At 72.4% G+C, this 22,377-nt stretch carries 24 protein-coding genes; 3 read left to right on the top strand and 21 right to left on the bottom strand.

Going from position 1 to position 22,377, the window contains the following annotated elements; genetic code table 11:
* From DQ239_RS08695 to DQ239_RS08645, 12 genes are all read right to left on the bottom strand, one after another.
* Positions 1 to 1,116, bottom strand: coding sequence for a hypothetical protein (locus tag DQ239_RS08695; protein ID WP_233488951.1), 1,116 nt, complete (start codon positions 1,114 to 1,116; stop codon positions 1 to 3).
* Positions 1,050 to 1,292 carry a hypothetical protein gene (locus tag DQ239_RS20865; RefSeq protein ID WP_233488950.1) on the bottom strand — a complete coding sequence of 81 codons (243 nt, stop codon included), beginning with the start codon at positions 1,290 to 1,292 and terminating at the stop codon, positions 1,050 to 1,052. The genes DQ239_RS08695 and DQ239_RS20865 overlap by 67 nt, the downstream gene beginning before the upstream one ends.
* Complete coding sequence (locus DQ239_RS08690) at positions 1,292 to 1,597, bottom strand: hypothetical protein (RefSeq protein WP_113834000.1); 306 nt, start codon at positions 1,595 to 1,597, stop codon at positions 1,292 to 1,294. Before DQ239_RS08690 ends, DQ239_RS20865 begins: the two co-directional genes overlap by 1 nt.
* Entirely contained in the window at positions 1,594 to 2,157 is a 564-nt protein-coding gene (locus DQ239_RS08685) for a conjugal transfer protein (RefSeq protein WP_233488948.1), read from the bottom strand. The genes DQ239_RS08690 and DQ239_RS08685 overlap by 4 nt, the downstream gene beginning before the upstream one ends.
* 59 nt (positions 2,158 to 2,216) lie before the next feature.
* On the bottom strand, positions 2,217 to 3,362 hold the full coding sequence (locus DQ239_RS08680) for a peptidoglycan DD-metalloendopeptidase family protein (protein ID WP_233488946.1): 1,146 nt from the start codon (positions 3,360 to 3,362) through the stop codon (positions 2,217 to 2,219).
* 3 nt (positions 3,363 to 3,365) lie between these two features.
* On the bottom strand, positions 3,366 to 4,886 hold the full coding sequence (locus tag DQ239_RS08675; protein ID WP_113833999.1) for an ATP-binding protein: 1,521 nt from the start codon (positions 4,884 to 4,886) through the stop codon (positions 3,366 to 3,368).
* Between the two features lie 35 nt (positions 4,887 to 4,921).
* A complete protein-coding gene (locus tag DQ239_RS08670; RefSeq protein WP_113833998.1) occupies positions 4,922 to 6,451 on the bottom strand; it encodes an SCO6880 family protein in 1,530 nt (509 codons plus the stop codon).
* Entirely contained in the window at positions 6,448 to 7,923 is a 1,476-nt protein-coding gene (locus DQ239_RS08665) for a type IV secretion system protein (protein WP_113833997.1), read from the bottom strand. The genes DQ239_RS08670 and DQ239_RS08665 overlap by 4 nt, the downstream gene beginning before the upstream one ends.
* The gene (locus DQ239_RS08660; RefSeq protein ID WP_348519325.1) at positions 7,916 to 8,686 is read right to left on the bottom strand and encodes a hypothetical protein; all 771 of its coding nucleotides are present in this window, start codon (positions 8,684 to 8,686) and stop codon (positions 7,916 to 7,918) included. Before DQ239_RS08660 ends, DQ239_RS08665 begins: the two co-directional genes overlap by 8 nt.
* A 74-nt stretch (positions 8,687 to 8,760) precedes the next feature.
* Entirely contained in the window at positions 8,761 to 9,051 is a 291-nt protein-coding gene (locus DQ239_RS08655) for a hypothetical protein (RefSeq protein ID WP_113833995.1), read from the bottom strand.
* Entirely contained in the window at positions 9,048 to 10,115 is a 1,068-nt protein-coding gene (locus DQ239_RS20860; RefSeq protein WP_113833994.1) for a hypothetical protein, read from the bottom strand. Before DQ239_RS20860 ends, DQ239_RS08655 begins: the two co-directional genes overlap by 4 nt.
* Entirely contained in the window at positions 10,112 to 10,870 is a 759-nt protein-coding gene (locus tag DQ239_RS08645; protein WP_113833993.1) for a hypothetical protein, read from the bottom strand. Before DQ239_RS08645 ends, DQ239_RS20860 begins: the two co-directional genes overlap by 4 nt.
* Positions 10,871 to 11,939: 1,069 nt before the next feature.
* Here DQ239_RS08645 and DQ239_RS20305 point away from each other — a divergent pair.
* The 3 genes from DQ239_RS20305 (at position 11,940) to DQ239_RS08630 (ending at position 13,374) form a co-directional block, all read left to right on the top strand.
* The gene (locus DQ239_RS20305) at positions 11,940 to 12,389 is read left to right on the top strand and encodes a flagellar protein FlhE (RefSeq protein ID WP_158544805.1); all 450 of its coding nucleotides are present in this window, start codon (positions 11,940 to 11,942) and stop codon (positions 12,387 to 12,389) included.
* A gap of 96 nt (positions 12,390 to 12,485) precedes the next feature.
* Positions 12,486 to 12,995, top strand: coding sequence for a hypothetical protein (locus tag DQ239_RS08635; RefSeq protein ID WP_147252049.1), 510 nt, complete (start codon positions 12,486 to 12,488; stop codon positions 12,993 to 12,995).
* Between the two features lie 103 nt (positions 12,996 to 13,098).
* Entirely contained in the window at positions 13,099 to 13,374 is a 276-nt protein-coding gene (locus DQ239_RS08630) for a leucine zipper domain-containing protein (protein WP_113833990.1), read from the top strand.
* Here the strand turns inward: DQ239_RS08630 and DQ239_RS08625 are convergent.
* From DQ239_RS08625 to DQ239_RS08585, 9 genes are all read right to left on the bottom strand, one after another.
* Complete coding sequence (locus DQ239_RS08625) at positions 13,367 to 16,696, bottom strand: LysM peptidoglycan-binding domain-containing protein (RefSeq protein WP_113833989.1); 3,330 nt, start codon at positions 16,694 to 16,696, stop codon at positions 13,367 to 13,369. The genes DQ239_RS08630 and DQ239_RS08625 overlap by 8 nt on opposite strands.
* Entirely contained in the window at positions 16,693 to 17,121 is a 429-nt protein-coding gene (locus tag DQ239_RS08620; protein ID WP_233488943.1) for a hypothetical protein, read from the bottom strand. The genes DQ239_RS08625 and DQ239_RS08620 overlap by 4 nt, the downstream gene beginning before the upstream one ends.
* Complete coding sequence (locus DQ239_RS08615; RefSeq protein ID WP_113833988.1) at positions 17,118 to 17,582, bottom strand: pilus assembly protein TadE; 465 nt, start codon at positions 17,580 to 17,582, stop codon at positions 17,118 to 17,120. The genes DQ239_RS08620 and DQ239_RS08615 overlap by 4 nt, the downstream gene beginning before the upstream one ends.
* Positions 17,579 to 17,992: a TadE/TadG family type IV pilus assembly protein gene (locus DQ239_RS08610; protein WP_233488941.1), complete on the bottom strand. Its 414-nt coding sequence runs from the start codon at positions 17,990 to 17,992 to the stop codon at positions 17,579 to 17,581. Before DQ239_RS08610 ends, DQ239_RS08615 begins: the two co-directional genes overlap by 4 nt.
* 74 nt (positions 17,993 to 18,066) lie before the next feature.
* Entirely contained in the window at positions 18,067 to 18,303 is a 237-nt protein-coding gene (locus DQ239_RS08605) for a hypothetical protein (protein ID WP_113833986.1), read from the bottom strand.
* A 23-nt stretch (positions 18,304 to 18,326) separates the two neighbouring features.
* Complete coding sequence (locus DQ239_RS08600) at positions 18,327 to 19,235, bottom strand: type II secretion system F family protein (RefSeq protein ID WP_113833985.1); 909 nt, start codon at positions 19,233 to 19,235, stop codon at positions 18,327 to 18,329.
* A complete protein-coding gene (locus tag DQ239_RS08595) occupies positions 19,232 to 20,095 on the bottom strand; it encodes a type II secretion system F family protein (protein ID WP_113833984.1) in 864 nt (287 codons plus the stop codon). Before DQ239_RS08595 ends, DQ239_RS08600 begins: the two co-directional genes overlap by 4 nt.
* Positions 20,092 to 21,507 carry an ATPase, T2SS/T4P/T4SS family gene (locus DQ239_RS08590; protein ID WP_233488939.1) on the bottom strand — a complete coding sequence of 472 codons (1,416 nt, stop codon included), beginning with the start codon at positions 21,505 to 21,507 and terminating at the stop codon, positions 20,092 to 20,094. The genes DQ239_RS08595 and DQ239_RS08590 overlap by 4 nt, the downstream gene beginning before the upstream one ends.
* A 101-nt stretch (positions 21,508 to 21,608) precedes the next feature.
* Positions 21,609 to 22,352 (bottom strand): hypothetical protein, encoded by a 744-nt coding sequence (locus tag DQ239_RS08585; protein WP_233488938.1) that lies wholly within the window; start codon positions 22,350 to 22,352, stop codon positions 21,609 to 21,611.
* Positions 22,353 to 22,377 lie beyond the last annotated feature (25 nt).

Here is a 22,377-nt window from a genome sequence, read left to right as displayed (position 1 = left end):
TCAGCGCCCCCGGCTCGGACCGGGCCGGGCTCGGGCCGCCTGCCGCTGCTGATGGGCCTGCTGGCGGGCCTCGCTCAGCGCCACCGGCGTCTGCGGGTCGTCGAGCAGCGCCCGATTCGCCGCCCAGGCCCGCTGCGGGAAACCGGCCGTCGCGCGTACACCTGGGCCGGCGGCGTGATCGGCGACGGCGAGGGACAGCAGCCGGGCGTTGTGCAGGGCACCGGCGACGGGCTGCAGGTCGACCGCGTCGGCGCGGACGAGCCCACCGAGCTGATAACCGCGCAGGTACGCCGCCACGCGCTCGTCGCGCGGCGGCATGTCACGGGCGTAGCCGATCAGGGTTCCGGTATCGGCCCAGTGCCGGACGGTGCGGTACAGCAACTGGTTCGCGAAGGTCGGCAGGTGCTGAGCACCGGCCGCGACCGACGCGCGCAGCGACGCCGTCCACGTGGCCGGGTCGGACTCAGCCTCGCTCAGGACGGCATGGAGCCGTCCGGCCGCGGTCACGCCGGACGGCGCGTGCGCGTGGGGACGCCGGCTGCCGTCCTCGTACGGACGGAGAGCGACCCGGACCGCACGCCAGGCGTCCGACGCCCTGCTCGGTCCGGCAGCTGTCGCGCCGGCTGGGCCGAGGCGTTCGGCAGCGAAGCTGAGTGTCTGGACGGCGATCGTGTAGGCCGAGACCTCGGCGACCGACGGTGGATCACTGCCCCGGGCGGTCGCGCGCAGCAGGACGCCGACGGCGTCGGGGACCACGGTCGCGGGATCGACGGACCGATCGGCCGCTGGGCCCGGGACGGGGCGGTCGAGGATGGCGGCATCGGTGCGTGTCGACGGTTGGAGCGCGGCTGTCTGCTGCACCAGGACCGCCTGGTGCCTCACCTCGGCCAGCCACTCTGCCGCCGGGCCGGCGGGCAGTCCGCGGGCGATCACCGCAGCCAGTGGCGTCACGGTCTCGGCGACGGTAGTGGCGACGGCCCACCGGCTGGCGACGGTGGTCTGGGCGTGGAGGACACCGACGGTGTCGGCTGCGGCGGCCGCTATCCGGGTCAGCGTCGACTCGGTCGCCGGAGCGCGAGCGGCCAGCTCGGTGCACGCGGCGGCGAGGGCGCCCACGCGTTGTTCCCGCTGGTCACGGCGATCGGAGAGACGCCGTCGCGACGCAGGTGCGCCAGCGCTCGGCCGAAGTGGCCGAGCGCGGTGGCGGCGTCGGCACGGACGGCCGGGCCGTCGTCGACCGAATGGGCGCCGTCGACGAGTGCGTCGAGGAGCTGCCCGAGGGAGGTGGCCATTAGCGCGGTGCCCGGAGCGCGCGGTGACCGTGCTGCGCGGCGGCGAGGACGTCGGGGTGCGCGAAGTCGTGCGCGGGCAGGTTGCCGAGGACGCGCAGCGCCTGCTCGATCAGCCGGTCCGGGTCGGTGCTGTCCGTTGTCGCGGGCACCGGGCCGGGAGGCGCCAGAGTGGTGGCCGCGGTGAGGCAGTGCAGCTGGGCGGTCGGCCCCGCCTTCTCGTTGCGGGCGGCTGCGGCGAACAGCGCCGCTGCCTCGGCTCGGGCGGTCAGCAGGTCCGGCCGGTGGCCGTTGTCGGTCGAGCTCATCGATATGACTCCTTCTCGAAACGGGCGGTTGAACGAGATGCCGCCGTCGACGGTCGTGGCGCGGTCGACCCCGAGTAGGGGCTCGCGCCGGATCTGTGGGCACGACGGCGAACTGCATCGCCGCCTGTGGACAGCAGACGGCGGAGGCAGCCTCGGCCGCGTCGAGACGGGTAGCGGTCCGGGCGGATGACGGCGCGACCGGCGCGGAGCTGGCGCAGCCCCAGTGCTTGCTCGGCCTCCCGGCGCGTGGCCATGCCGCCGCGGGCGTCGCCGGGCCGCCGGTAGCGAACAGCCAGGACGGCGGTCGTGAGCGCCCCGCTCACCAGGACGAGCTCGGCTGCGGCGATACAGGCGTACGCCGGGACGGGCCCGGCGACCTGGCGCAGCTGGTCGGGCGGCAGACCGCGGCCGGGGTGGCCGTGCAGCAGTCCACCGAGGACTCGCACGACCGTGTCGGTGCCGTGCGGCCACACCCAGCCGCCGCCCCACAACGCCGAGGCGATCCCGAGTCCGGCCAGGGCGGCCAGCGCGACGGCGATCAGGGTGCCCCCGGCTGCCACGACGGCCAGCTCCCATCCTCGACCGATCGGGTGGGGATCGCGACGCCGGGGCGGTGTGGTCACGCGCCGGCCCCCGCGTGGAGGGACAGGTCGACTCCGCGTTCAGCGAGCCAGGGCGCCGGGTCGACGGGCGCGCCGTCGAGGCGGACCTCGAAGTGCAGGTGGACGCCGGTGCTGTTGCCGGTGGAGCCCTGGAAGCCGAGCAGCTCACCGGCCGGAACCTGCTGCCCGGGAGTGACGGTGTAGCCCGAGAGGTGGGCGTAGCGGGTGGTCACTCCGTCGCCGTGGTCGAGTTCTACGAGGTTGCCGTAGCCGGCCAGATCGAGGCTGCCGTCGCGGTCGCAAAAGGCGCTGGTGCACGCAGCGGTGAGCACGGTGCCCGCCGCAGTGGCGTACACCGGACTGTCGCGCGGCCCGGCCAGGTCGACGCCGGCGTGCTGGCTGCCCCATCGCGGCCCGTAGCCGGAGGTGAGGACGCCGGCGCTGGGGCGGGCCCACGCTCCGTCGGGCACCGACAGACCCGGGCAGACGCCGTCCACCGCCCCGGCCGTGTCCGCAGCCACCGCCTGGGAACCCGGCCACAGCATCGCCGTGAGTTGCTGGGCGAGCGGCTCCCAGCGGGCGTAGGCGCCGCCGGCGGCCGAGATCTGCACGGCCTGCGCGGCCTGGGTCAGCGGAATGGTCTCCCAGTCGGGCACGTCGATGAGGCGGGTGTAGAACGCCTCGGCCGCGTAGACGGGATCCATCAGCTGGGCGACGGTGCCCCAGCCGGCGATCCAGCGCTGCTGGAAGGTGTTGACGCTGTCATGGTCGGACCCGAGCCCGTCGTGCGGGTAGCTCAGGCTGGTGACGGTCACCGCAGCCTGCTCGGCGGTGAGCTCGAGGCTGCTGCCGTCGTTGGCCAGCATGCGCAGCCGCGACTCCTGCCAGGCGGTCGCCAGCGCCACCGTCGCGGCATGCGCGGGCAGGCCGCGCGCGGCGGCGACGTCGGCGATGGTCCGCGCGTGACCCATCTGGACGGCGTCCAACGCGATGCCGGCGACTGTGGCCCCGGTGCCACCGGCCCCACACGTCGTGTCGGGGCGCGTGTCGCTCGACGCTGCCCCACCGAGGAGGAGCAGCACGGTGGACATGGCCAGCAAGGGCAGGACGAAGATCGCGGCACCCGCCGCCACCGCCGTCCGGCCGACGTCCGTTCCGGCCACGGGCTACGCCACCCCCGCCCGGCGGGCAGCCACCGCAGCTGCCTCCGCGTCGCCAGACGTGGAGGCCGTGATGGCGTCGTTGGTGTCGGTCAGGGCCACGTCGATCGAGGTGCGGACCGTCTGCACCTTCGCGACGTGGCTGCCGACCAGCCACAGCGCCCTCCCTCGCGCGGCGGCGGCCCAGTCGGTGACGATGCGCTCGGCCATCGGGCTGAGTCCGAGCAGGTCGGAGAGCTCGTCGCCGATCTGGTCGTCCTGGCCAAGCAGCACCTTGGTGGCGCACAGGTGCAGGAGGTCCTTGGCGATCGCCACGGCCTGGCTGCCGGCATCGCCGACGGTGAGCATGTCCGACGGCTTGTGTGCGACGACGACCTGAATGCAGCCGTCGTTGCGGGACAACCGCAGGTCCGCATCCAGCGACCGGACGGCGTCGGCGCCCAGGCGCATCTGCTTCCAGCACTCGTCGCGGATGACGATCCGCAGGTCGCCAGGCTCGGCGAGCTGGGTCATCGCTCGGCCCCAGGAGTTCAGGCAGGTCAAGGCCACGCCGACGGCCTCGTCGCCAAGCGGGTCCAACCGGGACAGCGACAGCGACTGGATGGGGGCGCGCCAGTCCACCGAGATCGTGGTCGGTGCGTCGAACAAGCCGGCCAGGTGCCCGGTGACCAGCGCGCCGAGCGCGTCGCGCACCGGTCGGGTGTCGTCCAGGAACTGTTGGCTCGTCGCGTAGCGGCAGGCGTCGACCAGTTCGGCGCTGGGGGCGCGCAGCGCCTCCCACACCTGCGGGATGGTGATCTCGCGCATGCGGTCGGCGCCGGTGGTGTAACCGGTCAGGTCCCGGATCACCTGGCCCACGGCGGTCTCGGCCGTCGGCCCGAACGGCACGTGCTGGGACCCGACCAGACCGCGGAGAAGCAACAGCCAGCGGGAGAACACCATCGCCGCGCGGCGTTGCGCCTCCGCGCGCGGCAGTCGGGTCCAGTCGTTGCCCAGCGGACCGAAGTCCAGCGGATTGATCCGCGCGGGCATGCCGTGGCCCACCGCGTGGGGCTGAACCTCCAGCGCCCGGCAGAGCGGCTCGTACTCGTCCTTGACGTCGCCGAGGACCAGCGTGCGGTAGCCGTAGGCCATCTGACGCAGGGCGAACATCTTGACGGTGGCGGACTTCCCGCGGCCCGGCGCTCCGAAGAAGATCATGTTCGGGTTGGTGACGCCGGCGACCGCCTGCAGCGTCCAACCGATCGGGTCGACGGAGAAGGCGCCGCCGGAGAGGTAGTCGATGCCCAGCAGCGCGCCGGTGGGAGGCAGTCCGTTGCCGGCGATCAGCGGCCACACCCCACCGGCCTGCTCCGACGTCATCCGGTAGACGGCCAGCGGCGCGGGCACCGGGCACCAGCCCGTGGCCCGACCGGTCCGTCCGTGCCGGCCGACCAGGAAGGAGAGCGGGTCGCCGTCGTCCGACCGAGCCGGACCTGAGGCGAGCGGCGGCAGCTGGTGACCGAAGTCCGAGACGAGCTTCGCCACTCCCCTCCCCCGCACGCGCCCGGCGCGTCGGCCGATCACTTCGTGCCTCGACGTCGAGGCAGGCCGATGCCGAGCGGGATGCAGGCCGCGGCGAAGCCGGAGTCCTGAGCCAGGTCCAGCCGCAACGGCTTGAATCCGCTTCCGGTGATGCTCGACTCCAGCCGGCGGCCGTAGTCGGTGATCGACCACGTCCCGGGCACCGTCACCGATGCGGCGATGCCAACACGGACGAGCGCGTTTCCCTCGGCGAGCCGGACGTCCTGGCCCTCGACGCGGGCTGCGTCGCGGCGGTGGGACGCGCGGACCTGAAACCCGCCGCGACGTCGGATCTCGGTCGCCAGCTCCGAACTCATCGACTCGTTGCCCACGAGACGGTCGGCCTTCGCCGAGCTGACCGGCTCGAAGAACACCGTGGCGCACCGCCGCTCCCCTGCCGTCGTCGGGGTCAGCACCGGTGCCAAGGCACCCATGACGGCGCCCTTGTCGGGCAGCAGGACGGTGCAGATGGCCGAGTGCCAGGCGTCATGGGCGTAGTGGCGACGCTCGGGGTTCGGCGCGACGGTCGGTCCGGCGGCTGCCATCGGCAGGGCCGCGGCGACCTGCGGATCGGAGTTGGCGTCGAACTCGGCCGCCGCGAGACCGGCCCGATCACCGGGCGCGAAGCCGGTGCGAATGGCGGCGGCCAGGCCGGGAGAGTCCAGCCAGGTGACGCTCGTGCAGCCGACGGCACCGACCAGCCGAGCCTCGACCTCACCCATCACCCCGTACAGAACGCGCGCGCGGCCGTCCACGCCGCCGCCGGCCTCCTTGGCCGCGCGGGCGATCCGCCGCTCCGGGACGACGACGGTCACGAAGGCCTCGTGACGCACTCCGGCGGACGTCATCACTGCGGCGAGTTCGGCGTTGGCCGCCAGCGCCAGCCCTGGAGCGCTCCGGCGCAGATGGGTGCGCTGCCACGCCTGCCGTTCGGCACCGTCCTCGGGCAGCGTGCGGATCTGCAGGGCCACCACCGACACCAGCTCCGCCGTGGCCGCGCCCTCCAGCAGCTCGGCCAGGCCCGCCCCCAACCGGGCGCGGGCGGCGGCCTCGGACAGTCCGATCCCGGGGTGGGCGATCCTGGCGACGGCGGCCCAGGTGCGCTCCCGGTGGTCGGCCACGACGGCCGGGCGGACGAGTAGCGGCCCGAACGGTGGGCCGTCGTACGTCCGGATACCCGACAGCACCCCGGGCAGGTCGGCCTCGTCGAGATCGTCGGCAGTTCCGGCGGCGGCCTTGGACTGCCAGTCCGTCCAGCCCAGGACGGCTCCCGTCCAGCTACGCAGGCACTCGAGGGCCCACTGGAACGCCGAGCGGCCCCGCACCGGGACGGCGACCAGCACGATGAGGACCGCCCACACCGGGGCCCATCCCAGCGCCAGCAACCACTTGGCCGAGCCCGCGGCCAGCAACAGCGGCAGGCCGCCCAGCGCGATCACCACCCACGACCCGCCGCCGAGACCCAGGAACCAGCCCTGCCTGTCCTTCGACCACGACCCGTACCGGACCGGCCGTGCCGGGGCCGTCACAGCGCCACCGTCGCAGCCTTCTGGGCGGCTGCGGCGCCGCCGGAACCGCCGGCGGCCGTCCCCTCCTGTGCCCAGCCCGCCAGGCCCCCGCGGGGACTCCCGGGAGGGGGTCCCCCATCGGACGGCGGTGGACCCGGCGGCGGAGTCGATGGACTGCCACCATCGGCTGCCGGTCCACCGGCCGAGCCGCCGTCACCGGAACCGCCGTCGGGACCTCCGCCCGTGTCGCTCGACGACCGGCCTCCGCCCCGCCGGCGGCTGCCGGCATCGCCGGGCGGCAGACCGTAGGCGGGGTGACCGACACCGGCCGAGCCGAGCACGTCCGCACCGACGGCGACCGCACGGTGCGCCAGCGAGGTGCCCGCACCCACCGCGGCGCCGACCCCACCGAGCATTGCGGCCAGCCGACCCGACGACTGGGCCTCCGCTGCGGCCTCCCCGCCGGACCGGCCGTCACCGCCGCTGCGCGCTGCGGCGCCACTGCCCACGGACTGGCCGCCACCGCCGGACAGCACGCCCGACAGGCCGCCCGCGTCGGTCCACGACTGGCGCAGCGCCGCACCGGATGCGGTGCCTGGGTCCACGAACGCCAGCAGCCGGAACAGCACCAGCGGGCAGACCGCACCGATCGCGATCATGACCGCGCCGACGATGGCCGATCCCGCGGCCTGGGCGGTCGAGTCACCGTTCCCCGCGACCACCCCGGCGGAGAGCTGGACGCCGATGCCGAGGACCAGCGACGCCACCGGCGAGATGAGCAGGCAGGAGATGAACCAGCGCAAGCTCTTCCAGAACCACGCCTTGGTGCTGTCGCTGAGCAGTCCACCGGCGGAGATCGGAGCCGTGGCGGCCAGGATGATCAGCGCCGCCTCCCGGACGAACATGATCACCAGGTAGAAGAACGAGGCGGGGATGAGGAGGAGCAGCGAGGAGATCCCCAGGACGGTGGCCACCGTCGTGTCGACCACCTCGCGGGGCCAGGAGTCGCTGGGGTCGAAGGCCGACAGGCTGTCGATGTCCAGCATCGCCTGGAGGATTCCGCGGGACAGCCCGGCCGCGGCGGTGACTAGGGCGCCGGCCATTCCGAGGTAGCCGACCCAGACCAGTCCGAACTGCGCCATCCCGAGCAGCACCCGGCCCAGGGACTGGCCGTCGCGACGGATCAGTGCCACGGTCAGCTGGACGAACATCATGATCACCGCGACCGACGCACCGATCCACAGCGTCGTAGGAAGCACCGCCGCCATCGGTCCCTCCGCCGAGAGGTCCGGGGTGGTGAATGCGTCGATGATCTGGAAGGCCAGGGTGAGCAGCCAGAGCCCGGCGGACCAGAGGGCGATCATGGCGGCCTTCCACACGCCGGCGACGGCCTCGGACGCGGCGTCCCCGAGCCAGTGGAGCGGATTGAGGTCGATCGCCAGCACGGTGGTGCTCTCGGCCGCCGCGTCGCCGGCCAGGAGAGTGCTACCCATGGCGCAGCTCCCGGTAGCCGACGTCGATCGCCAGGTCGGTTCCGGGCCACACCGATGGCGGCTGCGCGGGTTCGTCGCCCGGTCCGATCATCCAGCGGTCGCGGTGCCAGACCATCCGTTGGCAGTCGGCGGTCGCGCCGCGGGCAGTCTGCAGCAGGGTCACGTCGAGCTCGAAGTTCACGCAGGGCACGACGAAGTCGGGCCCTGCGCTGCCCTTGAATTGACCCATACGGGGCGTGAGGACGATGGCGAGCTGCTGTGATCCTCCGCCGGACAGGCCGGCGGCAGTCAGGAGCGTGCTCATCGCCCGGACGCCGGACCAGCTCGTGGTCGTCGGGCCACCGGGCATCGCCCAGGCGACGATCACGTCGCGCGCGCCGGACAGCGAGCCGGACTCCAGTGCGGCCTGGTCGATGGCTGCCAGCTGCGCCATCGCTCCTTCGAGGGTGTGCGGGAAGCCGGTCGGCACGCCCGCCGGGCCAGTGTGGGTCGCGCGCGGCAGCACGATCGGCGGGCCGGAGTCGCGGTTGGAGAGTGGCGCGGGACGGGAGGCGGACTCCGGCACTGCCGGCATCCGCCTGGCTGCCAGCGCATCGCGAGCCTCGACGGCGGGCAGCCTGCCGGTCGGATCAGGTTCCGCCGTCGAGCCTGTCACGTTCCCGACCGAGCCGCTGGCGTCGTCGCCGTCTCCGGTCGGGGCGACCGCGTGGACCACGGCCAGCACCAGGCCTGCGGCCAGCGCCGCGACCGTCAGCGCTGCCATGGCCAGGAGGGTGAGCATCTTCCGTTGCGACCATTGGGCGCTGCGCGGCTCTCGGCCGCCTCGGCGGAGCGCCATCAGCAGCCGGTCCCGACGATCGACTGGACGATCACGTACCCGACGACGTAGAGGATCGCACCGACCAGGCAGATCAGGATGCCGTCCATGCCCAGCCGGGCGCCGCGGGGATGGTGGGTGACCCGCCCCCAGATCAGCATCCCGACGCTGGCGAAGAAGCAGATGCCGAGGATGGCGAGGACGCCCCACTTCACCCAGGACTGGATCTGGTCGGCATAGACCTGCACCCCAGGCGGTGCGGCCGGACAGACGGCGGCCGCCGTCACTGTGTCGGCGAGCAGGGTTCTCATCGACGCGTGTCCTCCGGAGTCGGTACGGGGTCGGTGGCGGTTGGCGCCTCGGTCGCGGCCCGGTGAGGGCCGTCGTCGAGCAGCTCGAGCAGCGCGCGGCCGGCCCCGCGGAGAGGCTTAGGAAGCGGGGGCGAGGTGGGTCCCGTGACCTGGAGGCGTCGATCCATCGGCACGGGCACGACGCGACCGGCGGCCCGCAGCGCGAGCAGGCGAGGGCCCAAGCTGCCGGTGACCTCGCCGGACCAGCGGCGTGGACCGACGGCCGCAACCACAACCGATCGCGTTCCCAGTTGCTCCAGCAGCTGCTCGGTCAGCCGCACCCCGGGCACGGTGGGCCGGCAGACGACGACGGCGCGGCTGCGGCCGGCCAGACGGGTCAGGTTCTGCGGAGCGGCGAGACCGACGTCGACGACGGTCAGCGGAGGGCTGTCGGAGACTGGCGGGACCGGCCAGTCACCCGATGCCGTGTCGGTGGCGCGGCGGTCGATGGTGACGCCGGCGCGCAACCCGCGCCGCCACGCTCCGGTGACGTCGGTACCCAGCTCTTCCGAGGCCGCAGCGACCAGTCCCGACCGGAACGGGTGCGCTGTGTCGACGAGGTGTATCCGTTGGCCGTCCGCTGCCGCGGCGTCGCTGATCGCCAGGGCCACCGTGGACGCACCGGCGCCGGCGTGAGCGGCCACGATCTTGATCCAGCCGGCCTCCAGCTCAACGCCGTGAGCCTCGGGGTGCCTGATCCCGGCGGCACGGGCAGTCCCGCGGGCGGGCCCCTCCCCTTCGGTGCCACTGCGGCCTCGAACCGGGGGGCTCGCCTCCGCCCTTCTCGGACGTCGCGCGGCCGGGACCGACTCGCTCGTCGAGGCGGGCCGCTGGGAGCTGCCTTTCCTCGGGCGCGGCGACGGTGCGGCGATCCCTGCTGTGTCGGGTCGCGGCCCTCGGGACTGCAGCTCTCGCAGGACCTGCTGGATCTCAGCGACGGACAGAAGGCGGTAATCGCCCCGGAGGTCGCCGGAGTTCTGATCGGCGCCATCGGTCATGCCGACGGTGGGCAGGGGTGCGGTCACGCCACGGCCCCCAGGTACTGCGGAGCCACGTCGCGCAGGGCGGTCAGGGTGCGGCGCCGCCGGCGGTACAGGGTGCGGGTCGTGATGCCGTGCGCGGCGGCCACCCGCTGGTCGGCGCCGCGCTCACGACGGGCTCGGGCGCGCTCGGTGGCCACCAGCAGCGCCACGTCACCGGAGTCGACTCCGGACCCCACCGCCCACTGCAGCAGATCGGCGACATTGACGTCCTCCCGCTCGTCGTCGGCGGTGGCTCGGACCAGCCGAGTGACGTCCCCGTCGACGGTGAGGAGCTCCCCCCACTCGGGGTGACGTCGGCTCCGGGGGCGCAGCTCGCGGAGCACCATCCGCCGCGTCTCGGCCCGCAGGTTCGCCGCGACCGCACGCGGACGCCGCTGCCAGGGATAGCGCCGGACCTGGCAGGCGAGCTCGCCGACCACCACGGCGACGATGTCGGGACTGAGATTCCTCAGTTGCGCGGCCATCGTCCACACCAGGCCACTGAGCAGGTGCAGGATCAGCAGCAGGGCGTCGTCGTCTCGGCCGCCATCGACGGCGGCCAACCGGACCAGCGCGGCAAGGACGACGTCGGTGCGGTCAGACTCGGCGTCCCCGGACCAGACGGCGAGCACCTCGGCGACGGTGGTGAGTTCGGCCAGGTCCGGCTCGGCGTCTGCCCAGCGGGTCAGGACGGCGTCGGCGTCAAGTCGTGCGGCCAGCGCCGGCCAACTGCCGACGATGGTGGGGTCGTAGAACATCTGCGGGTCCTCCGGCATCAGTGCGATGCCGTCGACGCTCCGAAGAGACGTTCAACGGACTGTCACCCCCGACCGGGGTGACATCAGGACGAGCACGGCTCGGCGACAGGTGACCAGCGCCGTGTCGCGAGCATTCCTTCGCTCACCGGGGTGCTGGTGCCGTGACGGATCGGCTTGCCGGAGTGACGTACGCGGTGTTGGCGGCGGGTACGAACTCAGCTGCCCAGGCAAGAAGGCGGACGCCGCATGACGTTCCTCAACGGGAATGGCAACCGCACGGGTCTGCTGGGACAAAGTCAAGCGAGCACCGCAACGCCGAGGACCGCAGGCCCAGGGCCGTTGCGATTCCCGGACGCCATTGCGTCGGTAGGACAGATGTCGAAGAAGGGTTCGGCGCCGATCGCGGTGACCGCCTCCCGGGCAAGAGCCAGTTCGTGACGCTTCGGGTTGAGCCCGGCAGGGGCGGCGTCCAAGCGGGCCAGCAGTGCTGGCCGCTCGCGGTGGGACTTGATCGGATGAACCGCGCGACACTGGGCCAACCGCGAGGGACAGCGCGCGGTAGGCCCGGACGCCAGTCTCGCGCTGCTCGCCGTACACCCGGAAGCCCGACGTCGTCTGCGCGACGGGCGGCAGGACGTCGGTGGCCTCCAGCTTGCGGACTTGCCCGACGAGCAGCGACCCATGCGGTGGGATGAAGGTGGCGGACTCGGCGAGCTTTGGCGCGAACCCCATGGATGAGGGCATCGTGGTCGGCGAAGACGCCGACCCACGTCGGTCGACCGTTGGATCCCCCGGTCGAGACGTTTGGATTAGGGCGGCCCTCGCCTTCTCCGAGGCTTCAGGACCGCCGCCGGAGCGCGGGCTTCCTTGTCCACGCCCTCGCGTCGAGGTGGCGTGTGGGGCGGGTGCGACGCCTGCGACTCGCCACGAAGACCCGACACGCGTCTGGACCAGGCAGTTTCGAATCTGCTCATTGACCGGACGGGAGGCGCCTTCAACGATCAGATCGTCGGTGACTCGGAACCGGAACGGCCGGTCCGCCGGGGCCACCGCGAGCCAGGAGGTTCTCATGATCAAGCGGCTTCTCACGATCGCGATGGCTGCGCTCGCCATCGCGCTCGGCACAACGGTGGTCGACTCGGCCACGGCGCCGGCCACAGCCCTCGGCACTTACAGCCTCGACGGCGTCGGCCCGACGATGTACCAGACCAACCGCATGTACTCGACGCCGAATCAGCCATCCCCGGCGGGCGTCACCGGCACGGTCGACGGCATCAACGTGCGCTACAGCTTCAACACCGCCAACGGCGCCCAGCCGCCCGGCCTTTCGGTCCAGCTCTGCAACGCCCAGCGCTGCGCCCCGATCACCTCCAGCGGCCAGTGGACGTACGCATTCGCCGGCGACCCCGCGAATAACGTCTGGGCGCTGCGGTTCTACTCGAGCGCCAGCACGACGTACACCTTCAAGCCGACTCCGTACTACGGGGGCAACTACGCCTACCAGGTCAACTACAACTGACCGAAAGGCCCCGCCTCGTCGCTTGACGGCGCTTCGCGTCGGTCCCGCGATGTGCCGATACCAGAGACACCACGAAGTATCGAGAGGGAGCATCGCATGCAGGTCGGACGACCATCCATCCAAGTCCAGGGCGCAACTCCGCCACACGCGCCATCAACGAACAACCCGCGCGGCGCCGCTGCAACCGACGACTTCGGTGCCGCCCTGGCCTCAGCAGCGCAGACGCTGCCGAGCGCGGTGAGTGATGCCCAGCGATACGCCCCTCAGCCTGGCAACTCGTTGACCTTCTTGACGCCGGCCGATCGCCAGATGCTCGCGGCAGCCACCGGGTCCACCATCTCGTCCGACGGCGTCGTGCAAAGTTCCGTGCGTCAGCCGGTGCATCCGCTGATCCTGGAGATCGCCATGGATCGGGAGTCTGGGCGACTGCAGGGCGACGTGACGCCGTCGTACCTGACCGACCTCTTCGGCAAGTACAAGCATGACGCGGCGCTCGGTAGCTCCTTCACCGATGACGTGCTCGGCAAGGCGCTCGATCACCTGAGCAGTGAGCGCCGCCGCCGCGAGGGAGGCGAGCCGGCCTCAAATTTTAGTCTGCGCCTTTAGCTGACTGACCAGCGGTCGAAGGCGTGTGACCCCGCGAGCCGACGGAGCGATCCTGTAGAGGGAGGACCTCTGAACGTGGAGTGGAGCTGCTGAAGGCGACCACTTGCACGATCCAGGGGTCCTCTTGACCCACGCTGATGCCGCTCAGACTCCGCGTCGACGTCTCAAGATCGTCCAGATGATCGTTAAGGTCGGCTGGACGGTCAGCTATGCCGCGACGGTTCTAAAGTCTTCCGACCCACCGCCAACCGGTGAGTGCGCGCTACGCACCGCCGGCTCGGCCGGCATGACCGACCGTTCCAGCCGGCCGCACCGCTGCCCGCGACGCACACCGGCGTCGATGCTGTGCGTGATTGTGCACCTGACGGTGGTCAGCTAGCTCGACCAGTCCACTGGCGCCGGAAGAGGATCTCAGCGGTTCGGGGTGGCAGGTCTTCCTCCACCTCGGCGTCGTGGTTCGCCAGGATGCGGGCGACGTAGGCGTCCGCTTCGGCTCGCTTGTCCTGAACGTCGCAGGCGGCGACCAGGTCGAGCAGCGGCACGTCTTCGTAGCTCCCGGCTTTCAGGGCCACCTCGGCGGCGGCCTCGGCGAGCTCGGGTTGGCCGACGGCGAGGTAGTGGGTGGCGACGATGTGGGCCACGTCGACGATCATCGCGGCGTATTCGTGGTCCAGTCGAGCGTTGTCGTCCACCAACCAGCCGTAGCCCCCGGCGGAACCGGTCCGCGGCGCGGGCAGGTCGAAGGGGCGCCCGGCGACCAGGCCGAGCGCCGCGCACAGGTCGCCGATCCCGTCGGCTCCTCGGGCTTGCCCACGAACTCGCAGTCGGCGGAACAGTTCCGCGTCGATGAGGATGCCGTCGATCCGGTACCGACCCGCCGCCGCGGCGGTGAGCCCGGAGGGCAGGTAGTCGGCGCCGGTATGCGGATCGGTGCCGAGCCAGGCTCGCACGACGGAGATGGACTGGCGCACCTTCGTCTTGCCGACGACGTCGGGCTCGTCGGGCCAGATGGCGGTGGCGTAGCGCTCGCTGGTCACGCCACCCGGCCGGGTCGCCAGGTAGGCAACGATCTCGGTGTAGAACTGCCGCCGCGGATTGCGTTCCGGCAGCGAGCCCTGAGCGCGCACCTGGACCGGGCCGAGCAGCATCAACTTGGGTCGCGCACAGGACAAATCGGCCCAGTCGGCCAGGTCGTCGTCCAGGCCAGGGTCGGCGCTCTCCACCTGGCGCCGGATGCCCTCATCGGTGGCAGGGGCCAGCGCCTGCAGGTCCTGCTCGGTTGTCGCCGCCTGGTCCAGGTAGGTCTGTGCGGGCAACGGCAGCACGGAGCTCGTCGCCGGCAAGGAGTCCTTCAACTTGTCTGGCGCCGGGTCGTCAGCCGCGACAGAGTCCGGTCGCTCGCGCCGCGATGTGCCGGCCTGGTCGACGCGTAGGCCGCCGCAGGCGTCGGCGTGCGCGTCCCAGGACCGGTTGCCGTGGCTCGGCGGGACGGGCTGGTCCTCGGTGACAGACGCCAGGGCGAGCACCTGAGCCAGCTGAGCGGCCTCGTGGGCCGGGACCTGTTGGGCGATCAGCTCGAGGTCCAGTGCCGGAATGCGGAGAAGCCCGTCGTCGTCGATGGTCAACCGCCAGCGCACGTCGTCGGCAAGATCGGTGTCGTGAACCAGCACCACCGCGACCGCGCTGCGGGCCGGCTGCTGCCTAATCGCAGTCACCAGCTCGGCCAGGCCGTCGCCGTCCTCGGCCGCGTGCGAGGCAACCAAGAGCACGTGCGGCGCCCAGGCATCGGCCGCGACGTCGTGCAGCCGGCCCCCGAGCACGTCGGTGGCGGCAACCCGTATGGCGTCCGTGACCGACTCCAGCCTCCCGGCGAGTGCCGCGATCGCCTTCTCCACGTCTACGGAGTAGGTCAACCGGTCGGGGTTGATCTCGGCCAACTCCTCGCCGAAGCCGACCATGGTCACCTGCAGCATCTCCGACCAGCTGTTGTGCGCCAGCTCAGCGGCGAGGAACCGCGCCAGGTTCAGGCAGCGCTCGGAGTCGCCGGACAGGGAGATGGCCCCGACGCGTTCGAGGTCGACGAGCCAGTGCTCCCCCGCGGCGGTGTAGCCCACGGACGCGAGCGTCGGGAACGGGGCGAAGAACCGTGTCCGCCGGTGCTCGTCGTACGTCAGCGGGTCGCCGCGTCGGATCGACCAGCGGGTCCCCGCCGAGTCCACGGTCCACGGCTCCGGTGCCTGCGGCGAGGGGCTCGCGAATACCAGGGTCAGGACGTCCTCGGTCATGCACACCGCGACGACGTCCGGCAGATGGGCACCTTCGGCTTCCGCCAGATCCTGCACGAGGCTGCGCAGCGCTTGGTCCAGCCAGCTCACGTCAGCGCTGCCGGCGCTTCCCGCCATCAGCAGGGTCCGCTCGGCGTCGAGGAGTTCGGGCGGGGTGCTGCTAATGACCCGGCCGGGACGGCGGTGCCGGAACTGGCGTCGCCGATAGCGCAGCAGAGCAGCGAGTGAGGTACCAGCCAGGAGCAGCCCACCACCCGCGAAGGCGACCATCGCCAACTCGGATGCGCTCTCGTCTGTCGTGTCCTCGTCCTGCTGGCTGGGCGACGACTCAGCAGTCGGCGCGGCCGCTTCCGACGGCGTCGGGGCCGGGGTGTCCGGCGCCGGCACGGACGTCGTCGGGGCGTCACCGGACGGCGGGGGCAGCTCCGTCGTCGGGAGAGGCGCAGGTGCCGGCGGCAGCGGTGGGCTCGGTTCGGGCTCCGGGCTGTCCACCGGCGTTGGGATGCTGAGCCTCCATCCCGGCCGGATCAACGATGGATCGGTGAAGGTCGCTCCGTCCGGCTGGATGCGTCCACGGTTCAACTCCCAGGCTTGCCGCCAGTCCTCACCGCTCCCGGTGACCTCCTCCGCGAGGCCCCACAGGGTGTCCCCGGGTTCGACGGTGACCTCCTCGGGAACGGTCGCGCCGGTGGGCTCCGGACCGCCCTCGGCCGGCGGCAGGCCGGAAGCGTCCGCCGGCAGGACAAGCACCGTGCCGGGGCTGATCTCGTTGTCCGGACCGACGGCGGTGGCGTTGAGTTCGACGATCTCCGGATAGCGCAGCGGATCGCCCAGGTAGCGCTCGGCCAACGCCCACAGGGTGTCTCGGCGCTGGACCTGGTACGTCGAGGGCGTCGCAGTCGGGGCCGCCGGGCCCTCCGGAGCCCAGTGCGCGGACGTCGTCTGGGTAACCCGGACGCCGATGTCCTGCTGCGCCGACGCGGACAGACCAGTGGACACGGTCACGACTGGCAGCGGCGGCCGGGCAGATGCGGTCCCGGACGGGGATGCGCTGGCGAGTGCAGGGGCGACGGTCAAGCCGACGGCGACCGCGGTCACCAGCGCGGCCGCCGGCCGTTGGAAGATCCGCAGCCCCGGCAGTGGTAGAGCCGGCCGATCGCGGACCAGCCCCCACAGCTCCGCCGCTGTCGACAGCGTGAACAGCGCCCAGCACACCCAGACCCCCGTAGCGAGGACAATTTGGGCGAGTCGTCCGTCGTCTCGAGCCCTCAGCGAGGTCACGACCTCGCCGAGGGACGGCAGGCTGTGCGGCACCAACTGCAGGGCCGCGAGGAGCAGCGGGACGCCGACGACGACCGCGATGAGCGCGACCAGCGCACCCACGGCCTTGATGAGGCGGACGGCGCGCTCTGTCACGACAAGCCCTCCCCTTGAGTGACGCCGACCAGCAGTTGTGCGGTGTGGGTGCGGGTCTGGCTGACCGGGATGCCGAGCAGGGGTGTCGAGGCGGTGACGGTCACGCTGACCTCGACCACGCCGGGGCCGAGGACGTTCACCGTGCCGACCGCGCCGGCCTGCTCGAGGTAGTCGCGGGCGGCGTTCACGGCCAACGTGGCGTCCGCGCTGCCTCCGGTAGGAACCGGGCCGACCGCGATGCTGGCCGCCCGGGCCGCCTCGGCGGAGTACGTGTCGGCGCGGTTGGCCGCTTGGATCGCCGTGCCGGCGTCCACGAGGCCGGTCACCAGGACGCTGGCGATCAGCACGATGAAGCAGAAGAGGACCGCCACCGACCCGCGCTCGTCGTCGCGGACTAGGGCGTCGGTCCGCCCCGGGCGGGTCACGACAGCTCCCGGGCGGGGTCGAGAGGGCTGGTGGCGGTGTCACGCAGGGTGCGCGAGCCGGGCAGTCCGGCCACCCCGATGTCGGACAGGCCGACGGTGCATGCCACGGTCACGGTGACCGACGCTGGAACGCCTGGGGCGCTGTTGAACCCGGTGGTGTCGACGCTCACCTGGACGTCGGCACAGTGCAGGTTCCGGTCGGCCAGCGCGTCGGCGGCGCTGGCCGTGGCGACCTGCTGAGCGGCGCTGGCTGAGCGGGCGAGCGAGGCGTCTCGGGCGGCGATGCCGGCGACGCCGCTGACGCGGTCGCCGGCCAGTGCGATCCGGGCTCCGATCACCAACATCGCGAGGATCAAGATGCCGACCGGCAGCAGGATGGCCAGCTCGACGGACTCGGAGCCGCGATCATCTCTCCGCGGCGGGCCGGTCGGAGCGGTGACCAGCTGCAGACGGCGGTTCATGGCGAGTCCGGCGTGGTGAAGCGCTCCCTGCCGCGCGTCACCGTGACGTCGACGGTCGGGGCGAAGCCGGGCAGCGGTATCACGTTGGGCACCTCGGCGGTGACGTGGACGGTGACCGTGGTGGCGGTGTCCTGTTCCTCCACCGAGTAGCGGGTGATGGTGCCGCTGCCGAGTCGGGCCAGGTACTGGTCGGCCGCTTCTTGTCCCGCTCCCCCGGCCGCGCCGCTGACGCTGGCTGCCCGCGCCCCAGCGTGCGCGGCGGCGTCGGCAGCTTCGCGGGCGAAGTACCACATCGCCAGCTGCGGGCCGGCGAGCAACAGGGTGACAATGATCGGGAACAGGATGGCGAACTCGACGCTCGACGAACCCCGATCGCTCCCGCCACCGCGGCTCGGCAGGCCTGGACGCACGACCACACCGCACGGCGGTACCGCGGTGCGTCTCCGGGCACGGGATCCAGGCATGGCGCTGCTGGTGCGTCTCGCTACTGGAACAGCGCCGTCTTGCTGGCCACGAACGCCACCGCGGCGACGGTGACCGCGCCGCCGAGCGCGATGGCCAGGATGACCATGAAGGCCTTCTCGGAGGAGTCTGAGCCGCGGTCGTCGCGCACGTGCTCGGCGCGCAGCCACGCGAACGCCGTCAGGACTGCGGCGTGCAGCGCAGCCTGGAGAGCCAGGACTGCGCGAAGGCGATCGCGACGGGTTGTGAGCTGGAACATGGGACCTCCCGTTGGTGGTGCGGTCAGGTGCTGACGGCGAACATGCGGAGCAGGAACGGGACCAGGACGAACAGAGTCAGCCCGGTGACGAGCAGCGCCAGCGGGCGGGACATCCGCTCGCTGACCTCGTTGGCCTGGCTGCGAGCATCGGACAGTTCGGCGTGCCGGAGGGTGCGGGCACTGGCCAGCAAGGTGTTGTAGACCGACGCCCCGTCGGCGGCCACCGCGGCGATGTCGGCGAGGCTGCGCAGCTCGGGAACCGCGAGCTCGTCACCGAGGTCGCGCAGGTCGCTCCAAGGCTTGCGACCGGACAGCGCGGCGCGCCGGATCGCGCGCCGCATGCGGACGAACGGCAGGCTGCCCGAGATCTCCGCGGCCTCCTCGAGGGCCTGCTCGACCGATCCTCGCGCCCGGCGCTCGCCGGCCACCAGGGTGAGGAAGGACTCCAAGTTGCTGCGGAACTCCGCCCGCGCCTTCCCCGCCGCCTCCCGGGCCTCGGCCGACGGGAGCAGCCACCCGACCGCAGCCAACCCCAGCCCGACGGCGCCGGGCACGACGAACGGCACCGGCATGTCGACCAGCACGGCGACGAGGCCGAGCACCGCGGGGGCGAGCAACCCGGCGAGGGCGAGGGTTAGCTTGCGCGCGGCAAGCTCGTTGCGGGTCTGGCCGAGGATGGCCAGGTCGGCATCGGGGACGCCGAGGCGCCCCTCGACCACGCGAACCATCGCCGACGGCAACCAGGTCCGCCGGTCCCCCGCCGAGTTCGACGTCGTTCCCGACGGGGGCGAGGTTCCCGCGGTCGGGCTGGCCGAGAGCTGTTCGAGCGCCGCGATCAGCGCCGGCGGCGCGGGACGCAGCGCCCGGGCCGCGAGGACGAGACCGAGCGCCACCACCATGCCGGCCAGGGTGGCCGTCTGCAGCCCGGTCACCGGTCCACCGTGACCAGATCGGGGTCGACGAGCACACGCGGCGGCCGGGGCGGGTCGGACAGGCGGCGCATCCACCGCAGCGCCGTCCCGAAGAGCACGACGTCCAGGAGCAACGCCACCTGCCCAAGAGGCGTGGAGTAGCCGGACAGGAAGGTACGGGCGAACAGCGTCATCGCGACGACCAGGAGCAGGGTGACCACCACGATGGTGCGCATGTTCGCCCGTGGCTTGGCGCGCTCGGCCTCCACCTCGCGAACCATCCGCGAGCGGTCGTCGAGGTCTGCGGCCAGCGCGGTGAGCACCTCGGCCAGACCTGGCCCGCCGTTCCGCTCCCGCAGGATGAGCACCATGGCGATCTTGTCGGCGGCCGGGTCGTCGACCTCACGGGCGAACTGCCGCAGCGCGGACTCCACGCCCTGAGGCCCCATCCGGGTCACCAGGTTGGTGACCGCCGGCGCGATCGCCTCCGGCGCCGAGCTCAGCGAGCGGCGCAGCGCATCCCGGGTCGAACCGGCAGCGCCCGAGCTGATCAGGTCCGCCAGCCGCCGTGTCCAGTCCGCCAGCGCCTCAGAGGTGGCGATCATCCGCTTGGCAGCCTTGCCGCCGCCGAGCACCTTGGGGATGAAGACGGCACCACCGGCTGCGGCCAGCGCGGCGACCGGCCAACCGGTGATCAGCAGCGCGAGCACCCCGGTTGCCACCGCGCCGAGGTGCAGTGGCGTGATCCGTCGCCGGTGGGAGCGGCGCACGGACAGCGAACCAGCGGACAGGCCGACCCCACGGACCGCCGCGACCGCGGCGACCAGACCGCCGGAGACCAGCAGCCCGGCGAGGACGAGCAGCAGCATCCCGGCGGTCACGACGCCCACTCCTGCCGGCGGAGGTCGGTGGGCCAGTCGGAGGCATCCGGGTGCAGCCAGTTCGGGTCGAAGCCGACCGCGGTCAGCCGTTCGGCCAGCGAGTCGCTGAGCATCCCCGGCCCGGTGGCCCGAGCGCGGCCGTCGTCGGGTCGCGGCGCGAAGATCGGCTTGAGGTCGGGGCGACCGGAGTCGCCGATCGCACCCAGTTCGTAGATGCCGGACACGAACCGGGCGTAGCCGTGGTCGCGGTGTACGTGCACGACCAGGCCGAGGGCGGCCAGCGAGCGCAGGACCAGCTCCGGTGACGGGGTCGGGTGTGCCTTGAGCGCGTTGATCAGGACCTTGTCGAAGACGCCCTCGGCCGACGGGGAGTGGACCGTGCACATCACCGAGGCGATGCCGCTGGTCGCAGCCTCCAGCAAGGAGGTGACGTAGGCGCCGCGGACCTCGCCGACCAGCACCCAGGTCGGCGAGGCCCGGAGCGCCAGGTGCAGGGCGTCCCCCATGTCGAATCCGCCCCTGCCCTCGGCGTTGGGCAGCCGCGACTCGAAGGGGCGGCAGACGGCGTGCCGCTTGACCAGTCGCTGCTGGTCGGGATCCCACCGCGGCAGGTGCAGGCCGAGCTCCCGCTCGTCCTCCACGGTGATGACCACGTTGTTCCACGGGATCGCGTTGCCGAGCGCGCGCAGCAGGGTCGTCTTCCCGACGCCCGGCGCCCCGGTCACGAGCGGCGAGACGCCGGCCTCGATCACCGCGCGCAAGAAGGCCCGGATCGGTGAGTCGACCATGTTGAGCCGGTGCAGGTCGTCCAGGCTCGGGTCGGAGAAGCGGTGCACCCGGATCACTCCGGCCGGGCGGGGCAGCACGTCCATCGCGGCCTGCAGGCGCGCGCCCAGCTGGGTGACGCCCTTCAGACGCACGTTGAGGATGGGGCTGGCCGAGGAGAACTCGCGGCTGGTCTGCCCGCCGTCCGAGCGTGATCCGATCGACCGCAGCAGCTGCTCGAGTTCCTCGTCGGTGGAGGCAATCGGCGGACCGGCCACCAGCTGGCCGTCCACCGTGCGCAGCACGGTCGGGTCGCAGCCCTCGAAGTGGATGTCCTCCACGTCGTCCCGAGTCAGCAGCGGTGCCAGCCGCCCCAGTCCGTCGAGCTCGGCCAGTACGGCGGCGAAGATTCTGTCCTCGGTGGACACCGCGGGGACGGCCCGGCCGCGGTTGGCCTCGTGCAGCAGCCACTGGTCGTATTCGTCGCGGATCAGCTTCTTGGTCAGTTCCCGACGCGGACCGGCCGCGTAGTTCTTGTCCTCCGCTGTCAACCGCGTCGACACCCGGTCGCGCAGCTCCCCCACGACGCGGTACTCGGCCTCGGTGAGGTCCGCGGCATCGGACGGCGTGGTCTCGGCCCGGTGCACGTCTCCCGGGACGTCGGCTCCGAAGCTGGGCAGCAGCGGGCGCGTTTGGACCTGCAGGGGCTCCGGTGCTGTCGAGGATGGCGCCCGAGTGTTCTTGCGGCTCATCCGGCCACCGCCTCAGCCATCGAGGATGCCTCGGCGGAGTCAGCCAGCTCGCCGGCTAGGGACGACGCCGCCCGCATCAGCGCGGACCGCCGCAGCGTCTTCATGCTCGAGACCGCGCCATCGGAGAGGGCAGCTGCCGTGCCCGGGTCGTAGGGCAGCACCCCGGCGAGCGGCAGTTGCAGCGCCGTGACCACCTCGCCGGCCGAGTACGGCCCGGTTCCGACCACCAGTGCGGCCACGTTCGCCAGGTCACCGAGCTCCTGACGCACCCGCCGCACGGCGTCCTGTGCCGCGTGCACCGACCGCACGCTGGGCCGCACCGCCAGGAGCACCTGGTCAGCGGCCCGCAGGACCGGCCAACATCCCCGATCGGTGACCAGTCGTCCGGCGTCCACCATGGCGTCCCGGCCCATGGCGGTGGTCGACGCTGCCAGTGCCAGCGCGAGCCGCTCCCACGTTTCGGAGGTGAACGAGGCCCCCTGCGTGGCCGTCGTGAAGCCGGGGATCAGCGACACCTGCGGATGCTCGGGGACCTGCGCCGCGTGCTCGGCGAACAGTGTGGCGGCCGCCGTCGCCGGCAACCCTCGACGAGCGGCAGCCGACCAGGACAGCAGGCCCCGGTCGACGCTGACCCGTCCGGCCAGCAGCCCCGGTGCCAGATCGCCGCCGGCGTGATCGCAGTCGGCGAGCAGCAGCGGTCGGGGCCAGGACAAGGCCAGCGCCCACGCGGACGTGGACACGCCAGGGGCTGCCTTGCCGGAGGCC

It is taken from the genome of Blastococcus sp. TF02-09 (assembly GCF_003319105.1).
In the GTDB taxonomy this organism is placed as follows: Bacteria; Actinomycetota; Actinomycetes; order Mycobacteriales; family Geodermatophilaceae; genus Blastococcus.
The sequence above is the reverse complement of the archived record's forward strand: the minus strand, read 5'-3'. Positions and strand labels throughout refer to the sequence as shown.